This window comes from Novosphingobium sp. MBES04, assembly GCF_000813185.1.
Taxonomy (GTDB): domain Bacteria; phylum Pseudomonadota; class Alphaproteobacteria; order Sphingomonadales; family Sphingomonadaceae; genus Novosphingobium; species Novosphingobium decolorationis.
Genome location: NZ_DF850488.1, coordinates 1917814 through 1938644 on the forward strand (window position 1 = coordinate 1917814; position 20831 = coordinate 1938644).

The window sequence follows — 20831 nt, forward strand, 5'->3', positions numbered from 1 at the left end:
CCGCATTTACGGCAAATTAACCTTTAACCTTCATCCCACCTATGGTTAATTCTCGGCAAGGTCCGTTGCGAAGCGGTTACCGCAGTCTACACCGGGAGCCGATAGGGTCGGCACATAAGGGCAACAAGGGGATCACCCAATGCGAGTTCTGTTGATCGAGGACGAACCCACCACTGCGCGTGCGATCGAGCTGATGCTCACGGCCGAGGGGTTCAATATCTACTCGACCGACCTGGGCGAGGAAGGCCTCGATCTGGGCAAGCTGTACGATTACGACATCATACTGCTCGACCTCAATCTGCCCGACATGCACGGGTACGACGTGCTCAAGAAGCTGCGCGTGGCCAAGGTGCAGACCCCGGTCCTCATCCTGTCGGGCATCTCGGAAATGGATTCCAAGGTCCGCTCGTTCGGCTTCGGCGCTGACGACTACGTCACCAAGCCGTTCCACCGCGAAGAACTTATCGCGCGTATTCATGCAGTTGTGCGCCGTTCCAAGGGGCATTCGCAGTCGGTCATCCGCACCGGCAAGCTGGTCGTCAACCTCGATGCCAAGACCGTGGAAGTCGATGGCGCGCGGGTGCATCTGACCGGCAAGGAATACGCCATGCTGGAGCTGCTCAGCCTGCGCAAGGGCACCACGCTGACCAAGGAAATGTTCCTGAACCACCTCTATGGCGGCATGGACGAGCCCGAGCTGAAGATCATCGACGTCTTCATCTGCAAGCTGCGCAAGAAGCTCAGCCACGCCTGCGGCGGGGCCAACTACATCGAGACCGTCTGGGGCCGTGGCTATGTCCTGCGCGATCCGGACGAGATGCAGGAAGTCGCCTGAGCGCACCCGCATCCTGATCTGACCGAATCGAAACGGCCGGCGTTCCTAGAGGGAATTGCCGGCCGTTTCGATTCGCGCTTTTCGCGATTCGGGTGGGATCAGAGCAGCGCGGCGAGGAGCGAGAGCAGGGCCGCCGTCATCACCGCGTTGAGCGCCATGCCAAGACTTGCAAAGGCACCTGCGGTCTCGCTGACCTGGAACGCGCGTGCGGCTCCGAACCCGTGCGCGGAAACGCCAAGGGCAAAGCCGCGCGGGCGATAGTCGTCGAACTTCATTGCGTTGAGGAGCGGGGTGGCTGCCATCGCCCCCACGATCCCGGCGAACAGGACGATGCAGGCGGCCAGCGCGGGCACGCCGCCCAGCTGCTGGGCGATGGCCATCGCCACCGGCGTCGTCGTCGCGCGTGGGGCAATCGAGGCGAGAATGTCGGCAGGCGCCCCGAAGAGGGAGAGAATCCCGACCGCGCTGACGATCGAGGTCACCGCACCGGCCGCGAGCGACAGGACAATCGGCACGGCAAGGCGCTTGATGCGCTCACGCTGCGCCCAGATCGGGACGGCGAGACCGACCACGGCCGGGCCGAGCAGGAAGCTGAGGAGAAAGGTGTCGGCCTGGTAGTCGGCATAGGGCGTCCCCGTGGCCCAGAGCAGCGCGATCAGCACCGGCGTGGTCCAGAGCACCGGGTGGCACAGCGGATGACGCCCCGAGCGCTGGGAAAGGCGCTCAAAGATCTCGAAGACGCCCAGCGTCGCCGCCAACCATAGGAGCGGGGTAGCGAGAAGACCCGTCAGCGCACTCATGCCCCGCGCTCCGCAGGCTGCACGGGGCGCTTGCCGACTTCGTCCGGGGTGAAGCGGCGAAGCGCCCAACGGAACACCAGCGCGGTGACGACGATGGTCAGCACGGTCGAGACCCCGGTCGCGAGCGCGAGCCCCAGCCCATAGCGGGCAAGCGCAGGACCTTCCTGCATGAGGCCGACCGCGGCGGGCACGAACATGATCGAGAGATGCGCGGTCAGCCAGCCACTGACCGCGCCCAGCGTCGGCCGCTCGCGCCGCACCAGCGCCAGCCATCCCAGCAGCAGCACCATGCCGATGACCGAACCGGGAAGCGCAAGCCCGGTGATCCGGTGCAGCGCCTCGCCAACGAGCTGGCAGGCAAGAAGGAGGAAGATGGCGGAGAGCATGGGGAAAGGTCCGGTTCTGGGAGAGGCGGGCGGCGCGGGCTGATCCGGGAGGTATGGCCGGGCCGGGGCGTGCGTGCAATTCGTCCTTTGCGTGGATTCAAGGCACGAAGCCATGTGCGGACAAGGATGGAAAGGTGATTCCGAGGGCCATCGCCCTCGGGCTCCCCAAACTGGCGACCTCAGGGTTATCGCGCCACGTGGCCTGAGAATGGTGAGGTCGCCCATTTTGGGGTCAAGGGGTAATAACCCTTTGAATCAGTACTTCCTTCTTCTTCTCTTCTATCATCCGCCCTGCACTGGGAAAGCGAGGCCCTGCTGCCCCGCCGACCACGTGCAATATTGACCCGCACGCGCTTGCCTGCCAGTGCCGCGGCCCATGACTGCGCACAAACCCGGCGATCCCACGACTCTCAACCGCCTCTACGGCCGCTCCAAGGGCAAGCCCCTGCGTGCGGGCCAGCAGGGCCTTGTCGACAACCTCCTGCCCAAGATTTCGATGCCCGAGGACGGGCCGATCACGGCCGAGGGGCTGTTTGGCGATGATCGCCCGCTCCACTTCGAGATCGGCTTTGGCGGCGGCGAGCACATGGCCGCGCGTGCCGACATGCTGCCCGGCCACGGTTTCATCGGCGCCGAGCCCTTCATCAACGGCGTCGCGCAGGCGCTGATGCACGTTGCGGGCGACAATGGCGCGCATCCGCCCTTGGGCAACGTGCGCATCCACCATGGCGATGCGCTGGAAGTCCTCGCACGTATTCCCGACGGTTCGCTCTCGTTCCTCTACCTGCTGCATCCCGATCCCTGGCCCAAGGCCCGCCACGCCAAGCGGCGCATGATGAACGATGGTCCGGTGGACATGTTCGCGGCCAAGCTGAAGCCCGGCGGCGAGTTCCGCTTCGGCACCGACCACGCCATCTACCTGCGCCATGCGCTGATGGTGATGCAGCGCCACACTGACCAGTTCGAATGGCTCTGCGACAAGCCCCTCGACTTCCAGAAGCGCCCGGGCGGCTGGCCCGAGACCCGCTACGAGGCCAAGGCCCGCGCGGTCTACAAGCACGAGGTCTGGTACTTCCGCTACCGCCGCAAGGGCTGAGCGGAAAAGCAGAAAGATGGTTCCGAGGGCCATCGCCCTCGGGCTCCCCAAACTGTCGACCTCGCGGATCTCGCGCCACGTGGCCTGAGAATGGTGAGGTTGCCCATTTGGGGGTCAAGGGGTGATGACCCCTTGAAAAATGTCTTCCTGCTTATGCTTGTACCGCTTCAGAGGTACTGCTGCACCTTGTTCAGCAGGTCGCGGCGGCGGCGGCGCTGGCGGATCTGGTCGGTGGCGATGCTGAGCGGCTGGACGCGCGGGCCCTTGGGCACGTTGCGTTCGAAGTGGAAGCTGCGCGTCGCGCCCACGGGCAGGTCCTCCAGCGCGTAGAGCGCGACCACGGTGAGGTCGAACTGGTCGACCTCCTCTTCCTGCACGTCGGTTTCCTCGTTGGCGTCGAGCAGGGTGCGCACGATGTCATCGAAGTGGCCGATGTTCATGAACTGGCCGGTCGCAAGGCTGCCCTGGCCCATGATCGAGCGCGGGTCTTCGCCCAGATCGCCTGGCAGTTCGCGCAGGTCGGTCAGCGCCAGTTCGATCTGGCGCCCGCGCACATGGACTGTCGCGATGAGACTGGAGACGTAGAGCGGCTGGCTGCTCATGTTGGTGACGAGGCAGCGGCTGCGCATGCCCCGGCCCGCCGCGCGGGTGATGAGGATCGTCGAGCGCTTGGTGCCCCGGAACTGGACCAGGAGCAGCTGCAGGTAGATCACCCAGACGATCAGCATGGCAAAGCTGAGAGCGACGCTGACGACCTGCGTGTTCCCTGTAAACCACTGCCACACGGGGGCACCTCCTTCGATCCGCAGCTCCAATACACGTCCGCGTCCCCATGGCGCGGCGTGAGCCAGCCTTTAGGATGGACCCGGGGCGGGTCAATTGAAATTCGCGCCGATCAGGCCGCGTTCGGGCGCCGGACGGCACTTCGCAGGCCAGGCGTTGCAAAAAGGCCCCGGCAGGAGGGTCCTGCCGGGGCCTTCTGGTAGACGTTGCCGGGAACAGGGCCGTCCGGGATGGCGGCCCTGAGCGGCGGTGTTGCTGTGACCTCAGCCAGCGATGCCGGCGGCCGCGAGCACGGCGCTCGTCAGCACGTCGGGCGCGATCGCGGTCATCGGTACGATCTGGACCGGCTTTTCCATGCCCAGCAGGATCGGACCGATCGAGGTCGTGCCGCCGATCTCGCGCAGCAGCTTGGCCGAGATGTTGGCCGACTGCAGGCCCGGCATGATCAGGACGTTCGCCGGAGCCGAGAGGCGGCAGAACGGGTAGAGCGCCATGATCTTGGGGTTGAGAGCGGCATCGGGGGCCATCTCGCCTTCGTACTCGAAGGGCACGTCGTCACGTTCGTCGAGGATGTGCACGGCATCGCGGGTGCGCTCGACCCACTGGCCTTCCGGGTTGCCGAAGGTCGAGTAGGAGAGGAACGCAACGCGCGGCTCGTGGCCCATGCGCTTGGCGACCGAAGCGGCTTCGGTGGCGATGATCGCCAGTTCCTCGGCGCTCGGACGCTCGTTGATGGTGGTGTCGGCGAGGAACACGGTGCGGTTCTTGCCGACCAGCATGTGCATGCCGAAGGGCAGCTTGTCCGGGGCCGGATCGAGCACGCGGCGCACGTTCTTCATCGACTGCGCGAAGGGACGCGTCATGCCGGTGATCATCGCATCGCCCACGCCCATCTTGAGCAGGCCCGAGGCGAAGGTGTTGCGGTCGGTGTTGACCATGCGCTGCACGTCGCGTTCCAGGTAACCACGGCGCTTGAGGCGCGCGTAGATCATCTCGACCATCGGGGCGACGTGGTCGGACACCATCGAGTTCTCGATGTGGAAGCTCTCCGGGTTGGGCACGCCCAGCTCACCCATGAGGTCGAGGATGTTCTGGGTGCGGCCGACCAGGACCGGTTCGCCGTAGCCGAAATCGCGGTACTGGATCGCGGCGCGCAGCACCACTTCGTTGTCCGCTTCGGCGAAGATCACGCGCTTGGGGTTCGCGCGGACCTGCGCGTAGACCGAGCTCAGCACCGAGGTGGTCGGGTTGAGGCGGCCCTTGAGCTGCAGGCGGTAGGCGTCGAAGTCTTCGATCGGACGCTGCGCGACGCCCGAATCCATCGCCGCCTTGGCGACGGCGGCGGGCACCACTTCCATCAGGCGCGGATCGAAGGGCGCGGGGATGATGTAGTCACGGCCGAACTGCTGCACCGCACCGCCGTAGGCCGCCGCGACGTCCTCGTGGACCTGTTCGCGCGCCAGTTCGGCGATGGCGGTTGCCGCCGCGATCTTCATCTCTTCGTTGATCGCGGTTGCCGACACGTCGAGCGCGCCGCGGAAGATGAAGGGGAAGCCCAGCACGTTGTTGACCTGGTTCGGGAAGTCCGAACGGCCCGTGGCGATGATCGCGTCCGGACGCACGGCCTTGGCCTCGTCGGGATTGATCTCGGGAACGGGGTTGGCCATCGCGAAGATGATCGGCTCGTCGGCCATCTTCTTGACGTATTCGGGCGGCAGCGCGCCAGCGGCCGAGAGGCCGAGGAACACGTCGGCGCCGACCAGCGCCTCTTCCAGCGTGCGCGCCTCGGTGTTGGCCGCGTGCGCGCTCTTCCACTGGTCCATCTGCTCGGTGCGACCCTGGTAGATCGTGCCCGAACGGTCGCAGATGATGACGTTGTCGTGGCGCACGCCCATCGACTTGATGAGCGAGGTGCAGGCCAGCGCCGCCGCGCCCGCGCCGTTCACCACGACCTTGATCTCGTCGATCTTGCGGCCGGTGATGAGGCAGGCGTTGATGAGGCCGGCCGCGGTGATGATCGCGGTGCCGTGCTGGTCGTCGTGCATGACCGGGATGTTCATGCGGTCGCGCAGGGTCTGCTCGATCACGAAGCACTCGGGCGCCTTGATGTCTTCAAGGTTGATGCCGCCAAAGCTCGGCTCCATCATCGCGATGGCTTCGATGAGGGCCTCGGGGTCCTCGCTGTTCAGCTCGATGTCGATCGAGTCGACGTCGGCGAAGCGCTTGAACAGGACCGCCTTGCCTTCCATCACCGGCTTGGACGCGAGCGCGCCCAGGTTGCCCATGCCCAGGATGGCCGAGCCGTTGGAGATGACCGCGACCAGGTTGCCCTTGGCGGTGTAATCGTAAGCCTTCTGCGGATCGTCGGCGATGGCTGGACAGGCACGGCGACGCCGGGCGAGTAGGCGAGCGACAGGTCGCGCTGCGTTGCCATCGGCTTGGAGGCGATGATCTCGATCTTACCCGGACGGATTGTCTGGTGGTAGAACAGAGCCTCGCGCTCGGTAAACTGGACCTTGCTTTTCTCGGACAATGAATTTCTCCCGGATGAGCGAGGGCCGATAACGAAAGATTCCGGGACGCGATAGGGGAAAGGCAAGGGGCTTGCGCTTCACAAGCCCCGGGGAGCGGGGCTAACGCAGCGCCATGAGTTCCGCCGCAACACCCATGATGGCCCAGTATCTCGCGCTTCGCGAGGAGGCTGGCGAATGCTTGCTGTTCTACCGTATGGGGGACTTCTTCGAGCTTTTCTTCGAAGATGCAAAAATCGCAAGCCAAGTTCTCGATATCGCACTCACCACGCGCGGTGAGCACAACGGAACCCCGATCCCGATGTGCGGCGTGCCGGTCCATTCGGCCGAAAGCTACCTTGCCCGGCTGATCAAGGCGGGCTGCCGCGTGGCCATAGCCGAGCAGACCGAGACGCCCGCCGAAGCGAAGAAGCGCGGAGGCTCCAAGGCCCTTGTCGCGCGCGATATCGTGCGCTTCGTGACGGCAGGGACGCTGACCGAGGAAGCTCTCCTGGAACCGCGCCGGGCGAACGTTTTGGCCGCGGCCTGCGAGGTGCGCGGCGCGATCGGTCTTGCCGCCTGCGACATCTCGACCGGGCAGATGGTGCTTGAGGAATGTGCACCTGATCGCTTTCTTGCAAGCCTTGCACGTCTGGGCGCGCGCGAGCTTGTCGTGCAGGACGGCTGGGAGCTGGCACCCGAGGACGCTATCGGGCGTTCGGGCCATGAATTCTCCTCGGAGGGCGGCGAGGAGCGCCTGAAGGGCATCCACGGCGTCTCCACGCTCGATGGCTTTGGAGCCTTCACCCGCCCGATGCTGGCCGCCGCCGGTGGTCTCATTGCCTATCTCGACCATGTCGGGCGCGGCGCGCTGCCGCTGCTGCTGCCGCCCGAGGCGCGTTCGGGCGAGGCGACGCTGGCAATGGACGAGGCCACGCGCGCGAGCCTGGAAATCCTCGAATCCGCGCAAGGTTCGCGCAAGGGCAGCCTGATCGACGCGGTCGACCGCTGCGTGACCGGCGCGGGCGCACGCCAGCTGGCCGAGGACCTTTCCGCGCCGCTGACCGACCGCGCCGCGATTTCGGCACGTCTCGAACTGGTCGGCTGGCTGCATGAGGACCCGATGCTGCGCGAGGACCTGCGCGCGGCGCTGCGCGCGCTGCCGGACGTGGGCCGTGCGCTGGGCCGCGTGGTCGCCGGGCGCGGATCGCCGCGTGATCTTGGCCAGCTGCGCGATGGTTTGGCCGGAGCGCATTCCATCGGCGGGCGCCTCGCGGGCCGCGCGGACCTGCCGGTGCTGCTCGACAGCCTGCTCCCCGCGCTGGGCGGCCATGTCGCGGGCTGGGGCGCGATGGTGGAGCATTTCACCCGCGCGCTCGTTTCCGCGCCGCCGACCGAACGCGGGCAGGGCGGCTTCATCGCCGAAGGCTACGACGCCAGCCTCGATGAACTGCGCGTCACCTCGGGCAACGCGCGCAAGGCGATTGCCGCGCTCGAGGCGAAGTACCGCGAGGATACCGGCGTTGCCGCGCTCAAGATCAAGCACAACAACGTGCTGGGCTATTTCATCGAAGTGCCCTCGCGCCACGCCGACACGCTGATGCAGGCCGAGAGCGGCTTTACGCACCGCCAGACGATGGCGGGCGCGATGCGCTTCAACGCGCTGGCGCTGCACGAAGAGGCGAGCCGCATCACCGAGGCGGGCGCCCATGCGCTCGCGGCCGAAGAGGCGCATTTCGAGGCGCTGGTCGAGGAGGCCGTCGCCGCACGCCAGGTGATCGCGGCCACCGCGGCCGCGCTCGCCCGCATCGATGTTGCCGCCGGGCAGGCAGAGCGCGCCGCAGAAGGGGGCTGGGCGCGACCCGAAGTGGTCGAGGGGCTCTCGCTGGAAATCGAGGGCGGCCGCCATCCGGTGGTGGAAGCGGCCCTCAAGGCGCAGAACGAGCGTTTCGTCGCCAACGACTGCCGTCTCGCCAGCCACGACCGGCTCTGGCTGATCGGCGGGCCCAACATGGGTGGTAAGTCGACGTTCCTGCGCCAGAACGCGCTCATCGTCCTGCTCGCGCAGGCGGGCGGATTCGTGCCGGCGGACGCCGCGCGGATCGGTCTGGTGGACCGCCTGTTCAGCCGCGTGGGGGCCTCGGACAACCTGGCGCGCGGGCGTCGACTTTCATGGTCGAGATGGTCGAGACCGCCGCGATCCTCTCGCAGGCGACCGAGCGCAGCTTCGTGATTCTGGATGAGGTCGGGCGCGGTACATCCACTTACGATGGCCTCGCGCTGGCCTGGGCGGTCGCCGAGGCGGTCCACGAGACCAACCGCTGCCGCTGCCTTTTCGCGACGCACTACCACGAGATGGCGCGCCTTGCCGAAACCTGTGAGGCGCTGTCGCTCCACCATGTGCGGGCGCGCGAATGGAAGGGGGAACTGGTGCTCCTCCACGAACTGGCCGAAGGCGCGGCGGACCGCAGCTATGGCCTCGCCGTCGCGCGCCTTGCGGGTGTCCCCCCCAAGGTCATCAGCCGGGCCAAGTCAGTGCTCGAAAAGCTCGAGAAGGGCCGCGCGGAAACGGGTGGTCTAGCCGCTGGCCTTGGCGAGCTCCCGCTGTTCGCCGCCGCCGAAGAGGCGCGCGAAGAGGCCTGCGACAGCTTGCGCGAAAAGCTGCGCGACATGGATGTTGACGCGCTTGCCCCGCGCGACGCGCTGGAAATTCTCTATGATCTCAAGCGCGAGGCGGGAACCGAGGATTAACCGGGAAGGCCCACAAGGGGGCCATGATGTTCCTCGGTCCGCGCCTCACCCGCGTCTTCCGTAGCCGCTGGCACGCTCTGTTCTGGGCGGCCAGCGTGCTGCTGACTGCCTATTGCACTGTCCCGGCGTCCGAAGACGGGGGGCGCGACAAGCCGGAAGCTGTCGCCAAAACGCATGGCAAGCATAAGAACCCTTGGGCGAAGGAAACGCCCACCTCTCCCGATTGATTTTCGTGTTTCTGGCGTGAGGCTTTAGCCTCAACTGCCGTCGGATGCCAGATCGGGTTCGGGGGCGCTTTCGCGGCCGTAGCGGTCTTCCAGGTCATCCATCGCTTCCTCGCCCGCGTAGGCGGACATGTCGATGGTGCCGCTCGTGTCCATCTGGCGCATGTGATCGACCAGATCCTGCGCGTTCGCGCCGTCGAGGCTGGCGGAGAGCTTCTCGCTCTGTTCGAGCCCCAGCACCGAGGTCGAGTGGTTCAGGGCCTGCTCGGCCACTTCCTGGGCCTGCATGGGCGCATCGGCCTGCTCGGCGTTGACCGTCTCGGGGGCGAAGTCGTCGTTACGTTGGGCCATCGGATATCTCCTTTGACATCTGTAACGGAGCGAATGCGAGTCGCGTTCCCCTTGCGGGGCAAGGAAGAAGGGAAAAGGAAAATTCCGAGGGCCATCGCCCTCGGGCTCCCCGAACTGGAGGCCTCACCGCCCGCGCGCCAGGGTGGCCAAGAAAGGTGAGGTTGCCCGTTCTGGGGTCAAGGGGCGATGGCCCCTTGATTCCTCTTGTTCTTTCAACGCGTGGGAACGGGCTCCTCGCCCGAATAGTCGTAGAACCCCTTCCCGCTCTTGCGGCCGTACCAGCCTGCCTCGACGTACTTCTGGAGCAGGGTGGCCGGGCGGTACTTGGGATCGCCGGTGCTCTCGAAGAGGACCTTCATGATCTCGAGCAGGGTGTCGAGGCCGATGAAGTCGGCCAGCCTGAGCGGACCCATCGGGTGGTTGGCGCCCAGCTTCATGGCCGCGTCGATGTCCGCGACATTGGCAACGCCCGCGCCCAGCACGCAGATTGCCTCGTTGAGCATCGGGCACAGCACGCGGTTGACCACGAAGCCGGCCTCGTCGCCCGCGAGCACCACGGTCTTGCCCAACTTCTCGCCAAAGGCCTTCATCTTCGCGACGGTGTCCGCGCTGGTGGCAAGGCCCGGGATCACCTCGATCAGGCCCATGACCGGCACCGGATTGAAGAAGTGCAGGCCGCAGAAGCGGGCCGGGTCGATCGTGCCTGCCCCCATGCGGGTGATCGGGATCGAGCTGGTGTTGGAGGCCATGAGCGCGCCGTCTTTGAGTACCTTGCCTGCCGCCTCGAAGATCTTGGCCTTGATGTCCTCGCGCTCGGTCGCGGCCTCGATGATGAGGTCGCATTCGGCCATCGCTGCGTAATCGCCGGTGGGCGTAATGCGCGCGAGGAGCGCATCGGCATCGCCTTGGGTGATCTTTTCCTTGGCGATCAGGCGACCAAGGCCCTTCTCGATCTTGGCCTTGCCCTTTTCGGCGGCCTCGAGGCTGACGTCGGTCAGGACCACGTCCATGCCCTTGCCCGCCACGGTCTGGGCAATGCCCGTGCCCATGATCCCTGCACCGATGATACCGACTGTCTGCACGCTGTGTGCTCCCTCTCGAACGTCTGGCCACAGGGACGCGCAGGTCCGGGGCCTTGTGGAAATTATCTCTGTGCGTCTTACCGATTCTGTCCGGGCACCCACAATACGTCGCGCGCGCCGTTCTCGTTCAGCGCACGGGCGAGTACGAAGAGGTAGTCGGACAGGCGGTTGAGATAGGCGAGCGCGGCCGGGTTGACCGGCTCGTCCCCCGCCAGCGCGGTGGCGCAGCGCTCGGCGCTGCGGCAGCTCGCGCGCGCAATGTGGACGCGGGCCGCCGCTTCGCTGCCGCCGGGCAGGATGAAGCTGGTCAGCGGCTGGAGATCGGCGTTGACGGCGTCGATGGCGCCTTCCAGCCAGTCGACCTGGGCGGTGACCATGCGCAGGGTCATCTCGCCCGGGGTGAAGTCCTCGCCGGGGGTCGCAAGGTCCGCGCCAAGGTCGAACAGGTCGTTCTGGATGCGCACGAGGTTGGCCCTATGCGGGGCCTCGGCCGCGAGCGCGCAGACAGCGAGGCCGATCGCGCTGTTGACCTCATCGACGCTGCCGATGGCCTCCATGCGGCGCGCGTGCTTGGGCAGGCGCGATCCGTCGACAAGGCCGGTGGTGCCGTCATCGCCGGTGCGGGTGTAGATCTTGTTGAGCTTGACCATGGTTCTCTTTCGCCGGGGGCGCTGTTCCTAATGCGCGGCCAAGGCGCGTGCACCACCCAAAGGAAGGGCAACTGCCTGTCGGATCGCTTCCTGGAAAAAAGGTGGCGGGGCTTAACGCGTGAAGGCCAGAAGCAGCGCGCAGACCAGGACCGCGGCGGCCTGGTACTTGATGCGGTTGAACATCATGCGGTTCTGCATCTGCTGGTTCTTGGAGGGGCCGGTTTCGTTGGGATCGCGGTTGAGGTCCTCCTTCGTGCTGTTCAGAAACGCGATGATTCCGCGCACGAGGCTGATCACGACTGCGATCATCAGGGCGACAATGACGATGACGAGTAGAGTGCTCATGGCCTCAGGCTACGCCTTCGCCCAGCGAAAGGCCAGCGGGGAAGGCATGGGCGCGCAGGGCTGCCGCGAGCGCGGGGCCGTCCTCCCCGGCACGGCGCCGGTCGGCGAGCGAGGGCGAGCCACGCCGCTTGGCCAGCTTGCGCCCGTCCGGCTCGACCAGCAGGGCGTGATGGTGCCAGGTGGGCACGGGCAGGTCGAGCAGGGCCTGGAGCAGGCGGTGGATGTGGGTGGCGCCGAACAGGTCCATGCCCCGGGTTACGAGGGTGACACTGTCTGCGGCATCATCGAGCGTGGCGGCGAGGTGGTAGCTGCCGGGAAGATCCTTTCGCAGCAGCACGACATCGCCGTAGGGCGACGGATCGGTCCGCTGCACACCGGCCCGTTCGTCCTCCCAGGTGAGGGGCCCGGCGCGTGAGATCGCCGCCTCCATGTCGATGCGCCAGGCCGCGCCTTCGGGATCGAGGGCGCGGTGCTTGCAGGTGCCGGGGTAGACCGGCCCATCGGGGCCCATTCGGGTTGCATTTGCGGCTATTTCGGCGCGGGTGCAGCGGCAGGGATAGAGGAGGCCCATCGCCTTCAGGCGCTCGCCCGCGGCCACGTGCGCGGCGACGTTGCGCGACTGGATGCGCACCGGTCCGTCCCAGGTGAGACCCAGCCAGGCAAGGTCCTCCAGCGCCTCCTCGGCGAGTTCCTGGCGGCTGCGCGCACCGTCGATGTCCTCGATGCGCACGAGGAATTCTCCGCCGCGTTCGTGGGCCAGATCGTGCGCAACGATGGCGGCATAGGCATGGCCCAGGTGAAGCGAGCCGTTGGGGCTGGGCGCAAAGCGTGTACGGGTCATGAAAAAGGCTCGTGAAGTGAAGATGTTGTTCTGAACAGCGCGGGGGTATTCGTCGCATTTCGGCAGGGCTGTACCATTGGGGACTTGACGCCGAGTCGCGCAAGTGCTGCAAAAGACTTCATGTGCTGCCATGAACTTGTCATCACGGCCTGCGACAGGAGGCCATGCTCAGATCGGAGCTGATAGAGCGCGCGGCCCGTTTCCGCAGCGCGGAGGATGATCCCTCCCGAAGTCTTTCGGACTGCCCTGCGCTCGTTCTCAATGCGGATTACACGCCGCTCTCCTATTACCCGCTCAGTGTCTGGCCCTGGCAGACCGCGATCAAGGCGGTGGTGCTGGAGAAGGTGGACGTGGTCTCGTGCTACGACCGGGCGGTGCGCAGCCCCAGCTGGACGATGCAGATCCCCTCGGTGATCGCGCTCCACGACTACGTCAAACCCTCCGAGTTTCCCGCTTTCACGCGCTTCAACCTGTTCCTGCGCGACAAGTTCACGTGCCAGTACTGCGGATCGCCGCACAACCTGACCTTCGACCACGTGGTCCCGCGGAGGCTGGGGGGGCAAGACGAGCTGGGAGAACATCCTCACCGCCTGTTCGCCCTGCAACCTCAAGAAGGGCGGGCGCACGCCCAAGCAGGCGAACATGCCGCCGATGGTCGCGCCCATCAAGCCGACCAGCTGGCAACTGCAGGACCGCGGAAAGGCCTTTCCGCCCAACTACCTGCACGAGACCTGGCGCGACTGGCTGTATTGGGACATCGAACTGGAGCCTTAGGCACTGGGTCCTAGTGGACTGTGGGTGCGTCGGGCGCGGCATCGCCTTCGCCTCTCTCTTCTCCTGCCACCGCCGTCGTCACCGCGACGTCCATCGTCACGTTGCCCAGCGTGCGCATGATGTCGGGCAGCATCTCCACGGCGACAAGGATGCCAAGCGGCCAGAGCGGCGCGCCCATCGCGGCGGCAATCGGCCCGGTGGAGGCGATGAAGCTGACCGTGCCGGGGAGCGAAACCGTGCCGAATGTGGTGACGAATGCGACGAGGACACCCGCCGCGATGGCGTTTGCCGAAAACTCGTAGCCGGCCAGCTGCGCGGCGTAGACGGCGACGCCCACGTTCATCGCCGGGCCGGTTGCGCGAAACAGCGTGACAGCAAGGGGAAGGGCAAATTCGGCCGCCGTCGCCGGAACCCGCAGCGCCCGAGCGGCGGCCAGCATCGCAGGCAGGCTGGCGAGCGAGGACTGCGTCGAGACGGCCACCACCTGCGCAGGCAGGACCGCGCGGGCAAAGGCGCCGAGATGCCGTCGCCCGACCAGCACCGCGAGTGGGTAGGCGGTGAGCAGGAACACCGCGCCCAGCGCTGCGACGAGAAGGATGTAATGGCCCAGCGTCCCGATGGCCGCCGCGCCGGTGCGCGCGGCGAGCGACAGGCCAAGGGCGAAGACCCCGAGCGGCGCGAGCTTGAGCACCCATCCGATGACGACGATCATCGCGCCCGCCAGCCCCTCGAAAAGGAGGGCCAGCTGGCGGCGTGGTTCCTCGGCGAGGCGGGTGGAGGCCAGCGCAAAGAGGGCAATGAAGACGATCACCGGCAGCATCGCGTCCTCGGCGGCTGCGCCCAGCACGTTGGAGGGGACGAGCGAGCCGAGAAAATCGCCAAGGCCGGGGAGCTCGGCTTCGGGCGCCTCGCCGTGGCCTGCAAGATCGAGCGCGGGGGCGGGAAACAGACGCAGGAGAAGCGGCATCAGGAGGCCGCCGAGGCAGGCGCTGGCCGCCAGCACGCCCACGATGAGGCCGAGCGTGCGGCGGGCCATGGTGCCCGCCTGCGCGGCCGCGGCGGTCTCGACGATGCCGGTGAACAGGAGCCCTGCGACCAGCGGCAGGATCGTCATCTTGAGCGCGCGCAGCCACAGGTCGCCCAGCGGCTCAGCCAGAATCAGGATATCGCGCAGCGGTGCCGCCCCCTTGAACAGGGCACCCGCAGCCAGCCCGGCCAGAAGGCCGCCCAGCGTGAGGAGACCCGGAACGCGGATCTCGGGCATGCGGCTGGCGCTGGAAGGCTCGGTCATCAAGGTCCCTGATCGTGTCTGGAGGGGGTGGGAAAAGGCGCATCCGGGTGAAAGGACGGGCGAGGGGGGTGACATTACCAGCCCGGCGCGGCATGGCAATTTGCAAGACGCACGGCAGGTGACGGACAGGCATGAGCAAGCAATTCTTCGGAACCGACGGCATTCGCGGCCGCACCAACCAGGGCGCGATGACCGCCGCGATGGCCGCCAAGGTCGGCCAGGCAGCGGGCAAGCTGTTCCAGCGCGGCACCCACCGCCACCGCGTGGTGATCGGCAAGGACACGCGCCTGTCGGGCTACATGCTCGAGAACGCGATGACCGCCGGCTTCACCAGCGTGGGGATGGACGTGATCCTGCTGGGCCCGATGCCCACGCCCGCGGTCGCGCTGCTCACCCGCGAATTGCGCGCCGATGTCGGCGTGATGATCTCGGCCAGCCACAACCCTTACGAGGACAACGGCATCAAGCTGTTCGGCCCCGATGGCTTCAAGCTCTCCGACGCGGACGAACTGGCGATCGAGAAGATGCTGGGCGAGGAGCTGGAGCTTGCCGAGGCCGAAGACATCGGCCGGGCGCGGCGTATCGATGACGCGCGCGGGCGCTACATCCACGCCGTGAAGGCCTCGCTGCCCAATACGGTGCGGCTGGATGGCCTCAAGATCGCGGTCGACTGCGCCAATGGCGCGGCCTACCAAGTCGCCCCATCCGCGTTCTGGGAACTGGGCGCCGAAGTGGTGACGGTGGGCGTGACGCCCAACGGCAAGAACATCAACAAGGCCTGCGGCTCGACCCATCCCGACCTCTTGCAGGAGACGGTCGTCTCGGGCGGCTGCGACATCGGCATTGCGCTCGATGGCGATGCCGACCGGCTGATCGTCGTCGACGAGAACGGCAAGGTCGTGGACGGGGACCAGATCATGGCGCTGCTCGGCACGCAGATGGCCGCGCGCGGCAAGCTGCGCGGCGGGGGCGTGGTCGCCACGGTCATGTCAAACTTGGGCCTGGAGCGCTACCTCCAGGGCCTTGAGCTGACGCTGGAGCGCACCAAGGTGGGCGACCGGCACGTGCTCGAACGCATTAAGTCCGGCGGTTTCAACGTGGGCGGTGAACAGTCGGGCCACATGATCCTGCTCGACCATGCGACGACCGGCGATGGCACCGTGGCGGCCCTCCAGGTGCTCGCTGCGTTGGTCCAGTCGGGCAAGAAGGCGAGCGAGGTGCTCCACCTCTTTGATCCGGTCCCTCAGCTCTTGCGCAACGTGCGCTTTGCAGGCGGCAAGCCGCTGGAGGATGCGCGGGTGCAGGCCGTCATCGCCGAGGCCGAGAACACGCTGCGCGGCGAGGGCCGCCTTGTCATCCGTCCCTCGGGCACCGAACCGGTGATCCGGGTCATGGCCGAGGGCGACGATGCCGCCAAGGTCGAGGCGGTGGTTGCCGCGATCTGCACCGCCATTGAAGAGGTAGCCGGCTGATGGCCCTGGAAATGCGTCCCGATTGCGCGCGCTGCGGCGCCAATCTTCCCGCCGAAGCGCCCGGCGCCTTCATCTGCTCGTTCGAGTGCACCTACTGCGCGGAATGCGCCGAGGATCTCGATGACCTGTGCCCCGAATGCGGGGGAGAGCTGACCGACCGCCCGACCCGCGCCAAGAAGCACCACGACGCCGCGCCCCCGTCCAAGGTGCGCCGCTACAAGGCCAAGTGACAAGTCTCAGGCCATGACCACACCTCCTCGTATTCTTTCCATCGCCGGCTCGGATTCCTCAGGGGGAGCGGGCATCCAGGCCGACATCAAGACGATCACGATGCTGGGCGGCTACGCCATGACCGCGATCACCGCGATCACGGCGCAGAACACCTGCGGAGTGACCGACGTCGTCGCGCTCTCGCCCGAGATGGTGGGCGCGCAGATCGATGCCTGCGTCAGCGACATCGGGGTCGATGCGGTGAAGATCGGCATGCTGGGTTCGGCCGAGATCGCGCACGTGGTGGCTGCGCGGCTGGAGGAACTGGGCGTGCCTGTCGTGTTCGATCCGGTCATGGTCGCGACATCGGGATCGGTGCTGGCCGATGCGGCAACGATCGCGGCCTTCTCCCGTCTCATGGCCTGCGCCGCGCTGACGACGCCCAACGTGCCCGAACTCGAAGCCCTGGGCGGCGATGCGGCCCTGGAAGCGCTAGGCGTGGCCTACCTTGCCAAGGGCGGCGATGCCGAAGGCGACGTGGTCGAGGACCGATTGATGGTGCCGGGCGAGGACCCGGTCATCTGGCGCGCACCGCGCATTGTCACCCGCCACACCCACGGCACCGGCTGCACACTCTCGAGCGCGATTGCGACGGGCCTGGGACAGGGCCTGTCGCTGCCCGAGGCGGTCGAAGGCGCGCGCGAATTCGTGCGCCGAGCCCTCAGCGCGGCCCCGGGGCTGGGCGCCGGGCATGGCCCGATGGGGCACCAGGCGGTCCGATAGGATTCTTTCAAGAGCCCATCGCCCCTTGACCCCGGAATGGGTGACCTCTCGTTTCCGGCCAAGGTCGCGCTCTCAAGGTGAAGTCGACAAGTTTGGGGAGCCCGAGGGCGATGGCCCTCGGATACGTCCTTTACTTGCCCTGCCTTACCCGCAGTCGAGATCGTAGAAGGCACGGATCGCCTTCCACCCGTCCTCGGCGGTCTCGCACCAGGTGAACAGGTCGAGGTCCTTCCTCGCAATCACGCCTTCCTCAGCCAAGGCCTCGAAGTTGATGACCTTTTCCCAGAACTCGCGTCCGTAGAGGAGCACCGGGATCGGCTTCATCTTGCCGGTCTGGATGAGGGTGATCATCTCCAGCATCTCATCGAGCGTACCAAAGCCGCCCGGGAACACGGCGACGGCGCGGGCGCGCAGCAGGAAGTGCATCTTGCGCAGCGCGAAGTAGTGGAACTGGAAGGAGAGGCGCGGCGTGACGTAGGGGTTGGGCGCCTGCTCGTGCGGGAGGACGATGTTGAGGCCCAGCGATTCCGCGCCGACCTCGTGCGCGCCGCGGTTGGCCGCTTCCATGATCGAGGGGCCGCCGCCCGAGCACACGACGAACTGGCGCATGCCCTTTTCCACCAGCCCGCACTGGCTGGCGATGCGCGCGAGTTTGCGCGCTTCCTCGTAGTACTTGGCCTTGGCGACGAGTCGCTCGGCAACCTTCCTGTCCTCGTCGCTGGAGGCCTTTGCGAGCACGTCGTCGCACTTTTCGGGCGAGGGAATGCGGGCCGAGCCGTACATGACGAGGGTGGAGCCGATGTTGGCTTCTTCCAGCAGCATCTCGGGCTTGAGCAGTTCAAGCTGGAAGCGGACCGGGCGCAGTTCGTCGCGCAGCAGGAAATCGGTGTCCTGGAAGGCCAGCTGGTAGGCCGGGTGCTGCGTCTGCAGGGTGCCGGTCTGTTCGCCGGCGAAGGTGGCTTCCTGTTCCGCCTTGTAGAAGCGGCGGTCGGTGAGTTTCTTTTCTTCTTCTGTCATTTGCCTATCCATGGACCGGGAAGGCCGGTCCGTCGAGAGATTTGCCGAGACGCCGCCGCGGGGCGTGGCTAGGGTGCCACACCATGCAGTCCAGACGCCAATGCCTGAAAACCGTCGCGACCCTGGCCGGGGGGCTTGCCCTTTCGGGCCTCCCATCTGCCGTCGCCGATCGCGCGCATGCGAAGGACAACGCGGGCAGGGGCGAAAGGCTCCGCGCCCCGCGCCTGCGGCCCGGCGACGGGCTGGGGCTGGTCGCGCCGGCGGGCTTCATCGGCGACCGGTTCGGGATCGAGGAAATCGCCGAGGCGGTGCGCGCGATGGGGCTGGAGCCGACCCTCGCGCCCAACCTGACCGCGCGGGCGGGCTATCTTGCGGGTGAGGACGCGGCGCGCGCGGCCGCCTTCATGGAAACCTGGCAGGACCCCCGCGTAAAGGGCGTCATGGCCGTGCGCGGCGGCTGGGGCACCGCGCGCATTCTGCCCCGGCTGGACTTTGCCGCGCTGCGCCGTCACCCCAAGCTCTTCACCGGTTTCAGCGACAACACCGCGCTCCACGCCGCGCTGGCCGCCCATGGCTGCGCGCCCAGCCTGCATGGCCCCAACGCCTCGGCCAGCTGGCCGCTCGTGGCCTGGGAGAGCTGGCGCGCCTTGGCCTTCGAGGGCGCAACGCCCACGCTCTCGGTCGCAGGCTACACAGGTCCCAGCCTGGGCGGAGGCCGCCGCGGCCCGCGCGTCTTTGCGGGCGGGCAGGCGCAGGGACGCCTTCTGGGCGGCAATCTCAGCGTGCTTTCGGCGCTGGTCGGTACGCCCTATTTTCCCGACATGCGCGGCGCCGTCCTGTTCCTGGAGGACACCAACGAGTCCGAGTACCGGATCGACCGCATGTTGACCCAGCTTGCCCTGGCCGGTGTTCTCAAAGGCCTGGCGGGCGTCGTCTTCGGCCAGTGCACCAATTGCCGCAACCCGGGGCCTGGCTATTCCAACTTCACGATCTACGAAGTGCTCGACCAGCATTTCGGCGGGCTTGGCATTCCGGCTTTCCAGGGTCTCTCGATCGGTCACATTGCCGCGCAGGCGAGCGTGCCGGTGGGGTGCCAGGTGCGCCTCGATGCCGATGCGGGCACGCTCCAGGTCCTCGAACCGGTCGTGATCTGAGCGCGCGGCCCGTCGTGGGCGGGTCAGTCCCGCTCTCCGGGCAGCGCGTAGCGCCGCACGAGATCTCCGTAGACATAGAGGTCGAGCGGTTCTGCGAACTCCAGCCCGGCGCAATGGGCGTTGGACCAGGCGACGAACGCGAGGGCCGGGCGCTGGCCGGGCAGGGCGAGGCGCACCGCTTCGTCGGGTTCGAGCCCCTCCACGCCCTCGATCCGGGCGCCATAGGGGGTCAGATCCTTGAGCATGACCGTGCTGCTGGAAATGGTGCGGCGAAAGCGCGCCAGCATCTCTACGTGCTCGCGCGGCGCCCGCCGCCCGAAGGGTGAGCTGGGGGCGCCAGGCGGCGCCTCGACCAGGCTCTCGCTTCTAGCCCGCGATGCCGCGGGGAACAGGGCACGGACCATCCGATCTCCTTCCGGCCATTCGGTTAGCCAGCCAATCAAGCGGCCTGGAGAGGCAATCTAGGTCGGATAGGGTTAGCGGATCGCAAGCGGCAGCCTACGGACATGTGCGTGGCTTGCGGATACGAAAAAGGGGCGGCCTCGTGGGGAGGCCGCCCCTTCTCGGGGCCCGGTCGGTCCGGCGGGAGGATGCGCCGCGGTCAGGGTTTCGGGCAACCGCGGCGGGGAACCGGACGACGGGCGCCGTCCTGTCCGACGGTCCACAAGGGACCGGACCGCCGGACGAGACGCAGGTTGCCTTAGAAGTCTACCTTCGCGCCGATGCGGAAGTAGCGGCCCATGAAGAGCGAGCCCTCCATGCGGCGTTGAAGTTGTAGATGCCGTAGGCAGCGTTCGGGTCGTACTTGGGCTTGCCGTCGAGGATGTTCATGACATCCGCGTAGAGCGTGAACTTGCCGTCGGCGATCTTCGTCTCGGCGTGGCCGTCGAGGTTGAAGGTGCTGGGGCCATGGCACTGCACGGCACGGCCGCTGTCCGGGTAGGTCACGAGCTGACCGGCCGCCGCGCTGGCTTCGCAGTCCTTGTAGGTGCCGCCGGCATCCGACGCGGTGCTCGAATAGCCGCTGGTGTAGTACGCGGTGAGCGTCACGCTGGTGGTGTCGGCGAAGTCCAGCGTGTTCTGCCACGAAGCGCGGAAGCGCGGGGCGCCCGAGCACGAGGTCCAGTTGCAGCCACCCAGCGAACCGTCGAAGCGGTTGATCGTGCCGTCGATGTCCTGCTGCAGACGGATCAGGTACGAGGCCGTGGCGTTGGTGCGCCAGGTGATCGTGTCGGTGAGCCCGAAGTAGGCCGAGCCCGAGACGTCGATACCCTTGCCGAGCATCGAGTTCGCGTTCTGGAACGAGCTGCCGACTTCGCCGATCAGCGGAAGTGCACCCAGGTTCTCCGGATCGGGCGCACCCTGCGTCACGGTGATGCCGGGCATGTTCACCTGGCCGTTGTTGCCGTAGTACGCGGCGTAGAGCTCATCGGTGGGGTTCACCGAGGTGATCAGGTTCTTGATCTTGGTGCGCCA

At 66.9% G+C, this 20831-nt stretch carries 18 protein-coding genes and 3 pseudogenes; 8 read left to right on the plus strand and 13 right to left on the minus strand.

The annotated features are described in order from the left end of the window. The first annotated feature begins 139 nt into the window (after window positions 1–139). On the plus strand, window positions 140–835 hold the full coding sequence (ctrA, locus tag MBENS4_RS08400; RefSeq protein ID WP_039390074.1) for a response regulator transcription factor CtrA: 696 nt from the start codon (window positions 140–142) through the stop codon (window positions 833–835). 98 nt (window positions 836–933) lie between these two features. On the opposite strand, the gene MBENS4_RS08405 is transcribed toward ctrA, so the two are convergent. Further along, entirely contained in the window at window positions 934–1635 is a 702-nt protein-coding gene (locus MBENS4_RS08405) for an LrgB family protein (protein WP_039390075.1), read from the minus strand. Beyond that, window positions 1632–2021, minus strand: a complete 390-nt coding sequence (locus MBENS4_RS08410) for a CidA/LrgA family protein (protein ID WP_039390077.1) — start codon at window positions 2019–2021, stop codon at window positions 1632–1634. The genes MBENS4_RS08405 and MBENS4_RS08410 overlap by 4 nt, the downstream gene beginning before the upstream one ends. 376 nt (window positions 2022–2397) lie before the next feature. On the opposite strand from MBENS4_RS08410, the gene trmB reads away from it, so the two are divergent. Then, a complete protein-coding gene (gene trmB, locus MBENS4_RS08415; protein WP_039390079.1) occupies window positions 2398–3117 on the plus strand; it encodes a tRNA (guanine(46)-N(7))-methyltransferase TrmB in 720 nt (239 codons plus the stop codon). A gap of 167 nt (window positions 3118–3284) precedes the next feature. Here trmB and MBENS4_RS08420 read toward each other — a convergent pair whose 3' ends face one another. Both MBENS4_RS08420 and MBENS4_RS08425 read right to left on the minus strand, forming a co-directional pair. Continuing rightward, the gene (locus MBENS4_RS08420) at window positions 3285–3902 is read right to left on the minus strand and encodes a hypothetical protein (RefSeq protein WP_052322114.1); all 618 of its coding nucleotides are present in this window, start codon (window positions 3900–3902) and stop codon (window positions 3285–3287) included. Between the two features lie 261 nt (window positions 3903–4163). Beyond that, a pseudogene (locus MBENS4_RS08425) lies at window positions 4164–6433 on the minus strand (NADP-dependent malic enzyme). Window positions 6434–6546: 113 nt separating this feature from the next. On the opposite strand from MBENS4_RS08425, the pseudogene mutS reads away from it, so the two are divergent. Continuing rightward, a pseudogene (mutS, locus tag MBENS4_RS08430) lies at window positions 6547–9161 on the plus strand (DNA mismatch repair protein MutS). Between the two features lie 257 nt (window positions 9162–9418). Here the strand turns inward: mutS and MBENS4_RS08440 are convergent. The 5 genes from MBENS4_RS08440 to gluQRS all read right to left on the minus strand — a co-directional run bounded on the left by MBENS4_RS08440 (window position 9419) and on the right by gluQRS (window position 12654). Continuing rightward, complete coding sequence (locus tag MBENS4_RS08440; RefSeq protein WP_039390082.1) at window positions 9419–9736, minus strand: hypothetical protein; 318 nt, start codon at window positions 9734–9736, stop codon at window positions 9419–9421. Between the two features lie 212 nt (window positions 9737–9948). Continuing rightward, window positions 9949–10818: a 3-hydroxyacyl-CoA dehydrogenase family protein gene (locus MBENS4_RS08445; protein WP_039390084.1), complete on the minus strand. Its 870-nt coding sequence runs from the start codon at window positions 10816–10818 to the stop codon at window positions 9949–9951. A 77-nt stretch (window positions 10819–10895) separates the two neighbouring features. Continuing rightward, entirely contained in the window at window positions 10896–11468 is a 573-nt protein-coding gene (locus tag MBENS4_RS08450) for a cob(I)yrinic acid a,c-diamide adenosyltransferase (protein WP_039390085.1), read from the minus strand. A gap of 111 nt (window positions 11469–11579) precedes the next feature. After that, a complete protein-coding gene (locus tag MBENS4_RS08455) occupies window positions 11580–11813 on the minus strand; it encodes an HIG1 domain-containing protein (protein WP_039390087.1) in 234 nt (77 codons plus the stop codon). Between the two features lie 4 nt (window positions 11814–11817). Next, the gene (gluQRS, locus tag MBENS4_RS08460) at window positions 11818–12654 is read right to left on the minus strand and encodes a tRNA glutamyl-Q(34) synthetase GluQRS (RefSeq protein ID WP_039390090.1); all 837 of its coding nucleotides are present in this window, start codon (window positions 12652–12654) and stop codon (window positions 11818–11820) included. Between the two features lie 164 nt (window positions 12655–12818). On the opposite strand from gluQRS, the pseudogene MBENS4_RS08465 reads away from it, so the two are divergent. Then, a pseudogene (locus MBENS4_RS08465) lies at window positions 12819–13428 on the plus strand (HNH endonuclease). 10 nt (window positions 13429–13438) lie between these two features. Here MBENS4_RS08465 and MBENS4_RS08470 read toward each other — a convergent pair. Continuing rightward, complete coding sequence (locus tag MBENS4_RS08470; RefSeq protein ID WP_039390092.1) at window positions 13439–14719, minus strand: dicarboxylate/amino acid:cation symporter; 1281 nt, start codon at window positions 14717–14719, stop codon at window positions 13439–13441. Between the two features lie 131 nt (window positions 14720–14850). On the opposite strand from MBENS4_RS08470, the gene glmM reads away from it, so the two are divergent. Genes glmM through thiD form a run of 3 tightly spaced genes read left to right on the plus strand, consistent with a single transcriptional unit; the run spans window position 14851 to window position 17184 of the window. Then, window positions 14851–16191, plus strand: coding sequence for a phosphoglucosamine mutase (glmM, locus tag MBENS4_RS08475; protein ID WP_039390095.1), 1341 nt, complete (start codon window positions 14851–14853; stop codon window positions 16189–16191). Next, window positions 16191–16421, plus strand: coding sequence for a DUF1272 domain-containing protein (locus MBENS4_RS08480; RefSeq protein ID WP_039390098.1), 231 nt, complete (start codon window positions 16191–16193; stop codon window positions 16419–16421). Before glmM ends, MBENS4_RS08480 begins: the two co-directional genes overlap by 1 nt. Window positions 16422–16434: 13 nt before the next feature. Further along, window positions 16435–17184, plus strand: a complete 750-nt coding sequence (gene thiD / locus MBENS4_RS08485; RefSeq protein WP_039390100.1) for a bifunctional hydroxymethylpyrimidine kinase/phosphomethylpyrimidine kinase — start codon at window positions 16435–16437, stop codon at window positions 17182–17184. A 144-nt stretch (window positions 17185–17328) separates the two neighbouring features. On the opposite strand, the gene MBENS4_RS08490 is transcribed toward thiD, so the two are convergent. Further along, window positions 17329–18201 (minus strand): LOG family protein, encoded by an 873-nt coding sequence (locus MBENS4_RS08490; RefSeq protein WP_039390103.1) that lies wholly within the window; start codon window positions 18199–18201, stop codon window positions 17329–17331. A gap of 83 nt (window positions 18202–18284) precedes the next feature. On the opposite strand from MBENS4_RS08490, the gene MBENS4_RS08495 reads away from it, so the two are divergent. Next, window positions 18285–19355: a S66 peptidase family protein gene (locus tag MBENS4_RS08495; RefSeq protein ID WP_039390106.1), complete on the plus strand. Its 1071-nt coding sequence runs from the start codon at window positions 18285–18287 to the stop codon at window positions 19353–19355. Window positions 19356–19378: 23 nt separating this feature from the next. Here MBENS4_RS08495 and MBENS4_RS08500 read toward each other — a convergent pair whose 3' ends face one another. Together MBENS4_RS08500 and MBENS4_RS27160 are read right to left on the minus strand one after the other, a co-directional pair. Continuing rightward, window positions 19379–19642: a hypothetical protein gene (locus tag MBENS4_RS08500; RefSeq protein ID WP_239026268.1), complete on the minus strand. Its 264-nt coding sequence runs from the start codon at window positions 19640–19642 to the stop codon at window positions 19379–19381. A gap of 421 nt (window positions 19643–20063) precedes the next feature. Beyond that, entirely contained in the window at window positions 20064–20798 is a 735-nt protein-coding gene (locus MBENS4_RS27160) for a hypothetical protein (protein WP_052322116.1), read from the minus strand. Window positions 20799–20831: the final 33 nt, after the last annotated feature.

Bases quoted from the DNA above. Each gene is read 5' to 3' on its own strand.
- MBENS4_RS08440 (WP_039390082.1), bottom strand. From the start codon at position 9,736: ATGGCCCAACGTAACGACGACTTCGCCCCCGAGACGGTCAACGCCGAG.
- thiD (WP_039390100.1), top strand. From the start codon at position 16,435: ATGACCACACCTCCTCGTATTCTTTCCATCGCCGGCTCGGATTCCTCA.
- MBENS4_RS08480 (WP_039390098.1), top strand. From the start codon at position 16,191: ATGGCCCTGGAAATGCGTCCCGATTGCGCGCGCTGCGGCGCCAATCTT.
- gluQRS (WP_039390090.1), bottom strand. From the start codon at position 12,654: ATGACCCGTACACGCTTTGCGCCCAGCCCCAACGGCTCGCTTCACCTG.
- MBENS4_RS08455 (WP_039390087.1), bottom strand. From the start codon at position 11,813: ATGAGCACTCTACTCGTCATCGTCATTGTCGCCCTGATGATCGCAGTC.
- MBENS4_RS08450 (WP_039390085.1), bottom strand. From the start codon at position 11,468: ATGGTCAAGCTCAACAAGATCTACACCCGCACCGGCGATGACGGCACC.
- MBENS4_RS08470 (WP_039390092.1), bottom strand. From the start codon at position 14,719: ATGACCGAGCCTTCCAGCGCCAGCCGCATGCCCGAGATCCGCGTTCCG.
- glmM (WP_039390095.1), top strand. From the start codon at position 14,851: ATGAGCAAGCAATTCTTCGGAACCGACGGCATTCGCGGCCGCACCAAC.
- MBENS4_RS08495 (WP_039390106.1), top strand. From the start codon at position 18,285: ATGCAGTCCAGACGCCAATGCCTGAAAACCGTCGCGACCCTGGCCGGG.
- MBENS4_RS08405 (WP_039390075.1), bottom strand. From the start codon at position 1,635: ATGAGTGCGCTGACGGGTCTTCTCGCTACCCCGCTCCTATGGTTGGCG.
- trmB (WP_039390079.1), top strand. From the start codon at position 2,398: ATGACTGCGCACAAACCCGGCGATCCCACGACTCTCAACCGCCTCTAC.
- MBENS4_RS08490 (WP_039390103.1), bottom strand. From the start codon at position 18,201: ATGACAGAAGAAGAAAAGAAACTCACCGACCGCCGCTTCTACAAGGCG.
- MBENS4_RS08410 (WP_039390077.1), bottom strand. From the start codon at position 2,021: ATGCTCTCCGCCATCTTCCTCCTTCTTGCCTGCCAGCTCGTTGGCGAG.
- MBENS4_RS08500 (WP_239026268.1), bottom strand. From the start codon at position 19,642: ATGCTGGCGCGCTTTCGCCGCACCATTTCCAGCAGCACGGTCATGCTC.
- ctrA (WP_039390074.1), top strand. From the start codon at position 140: ATGCGAGTTCTGTTGATCGAGGACGAACCCACCACTGCGCGTGCGATC.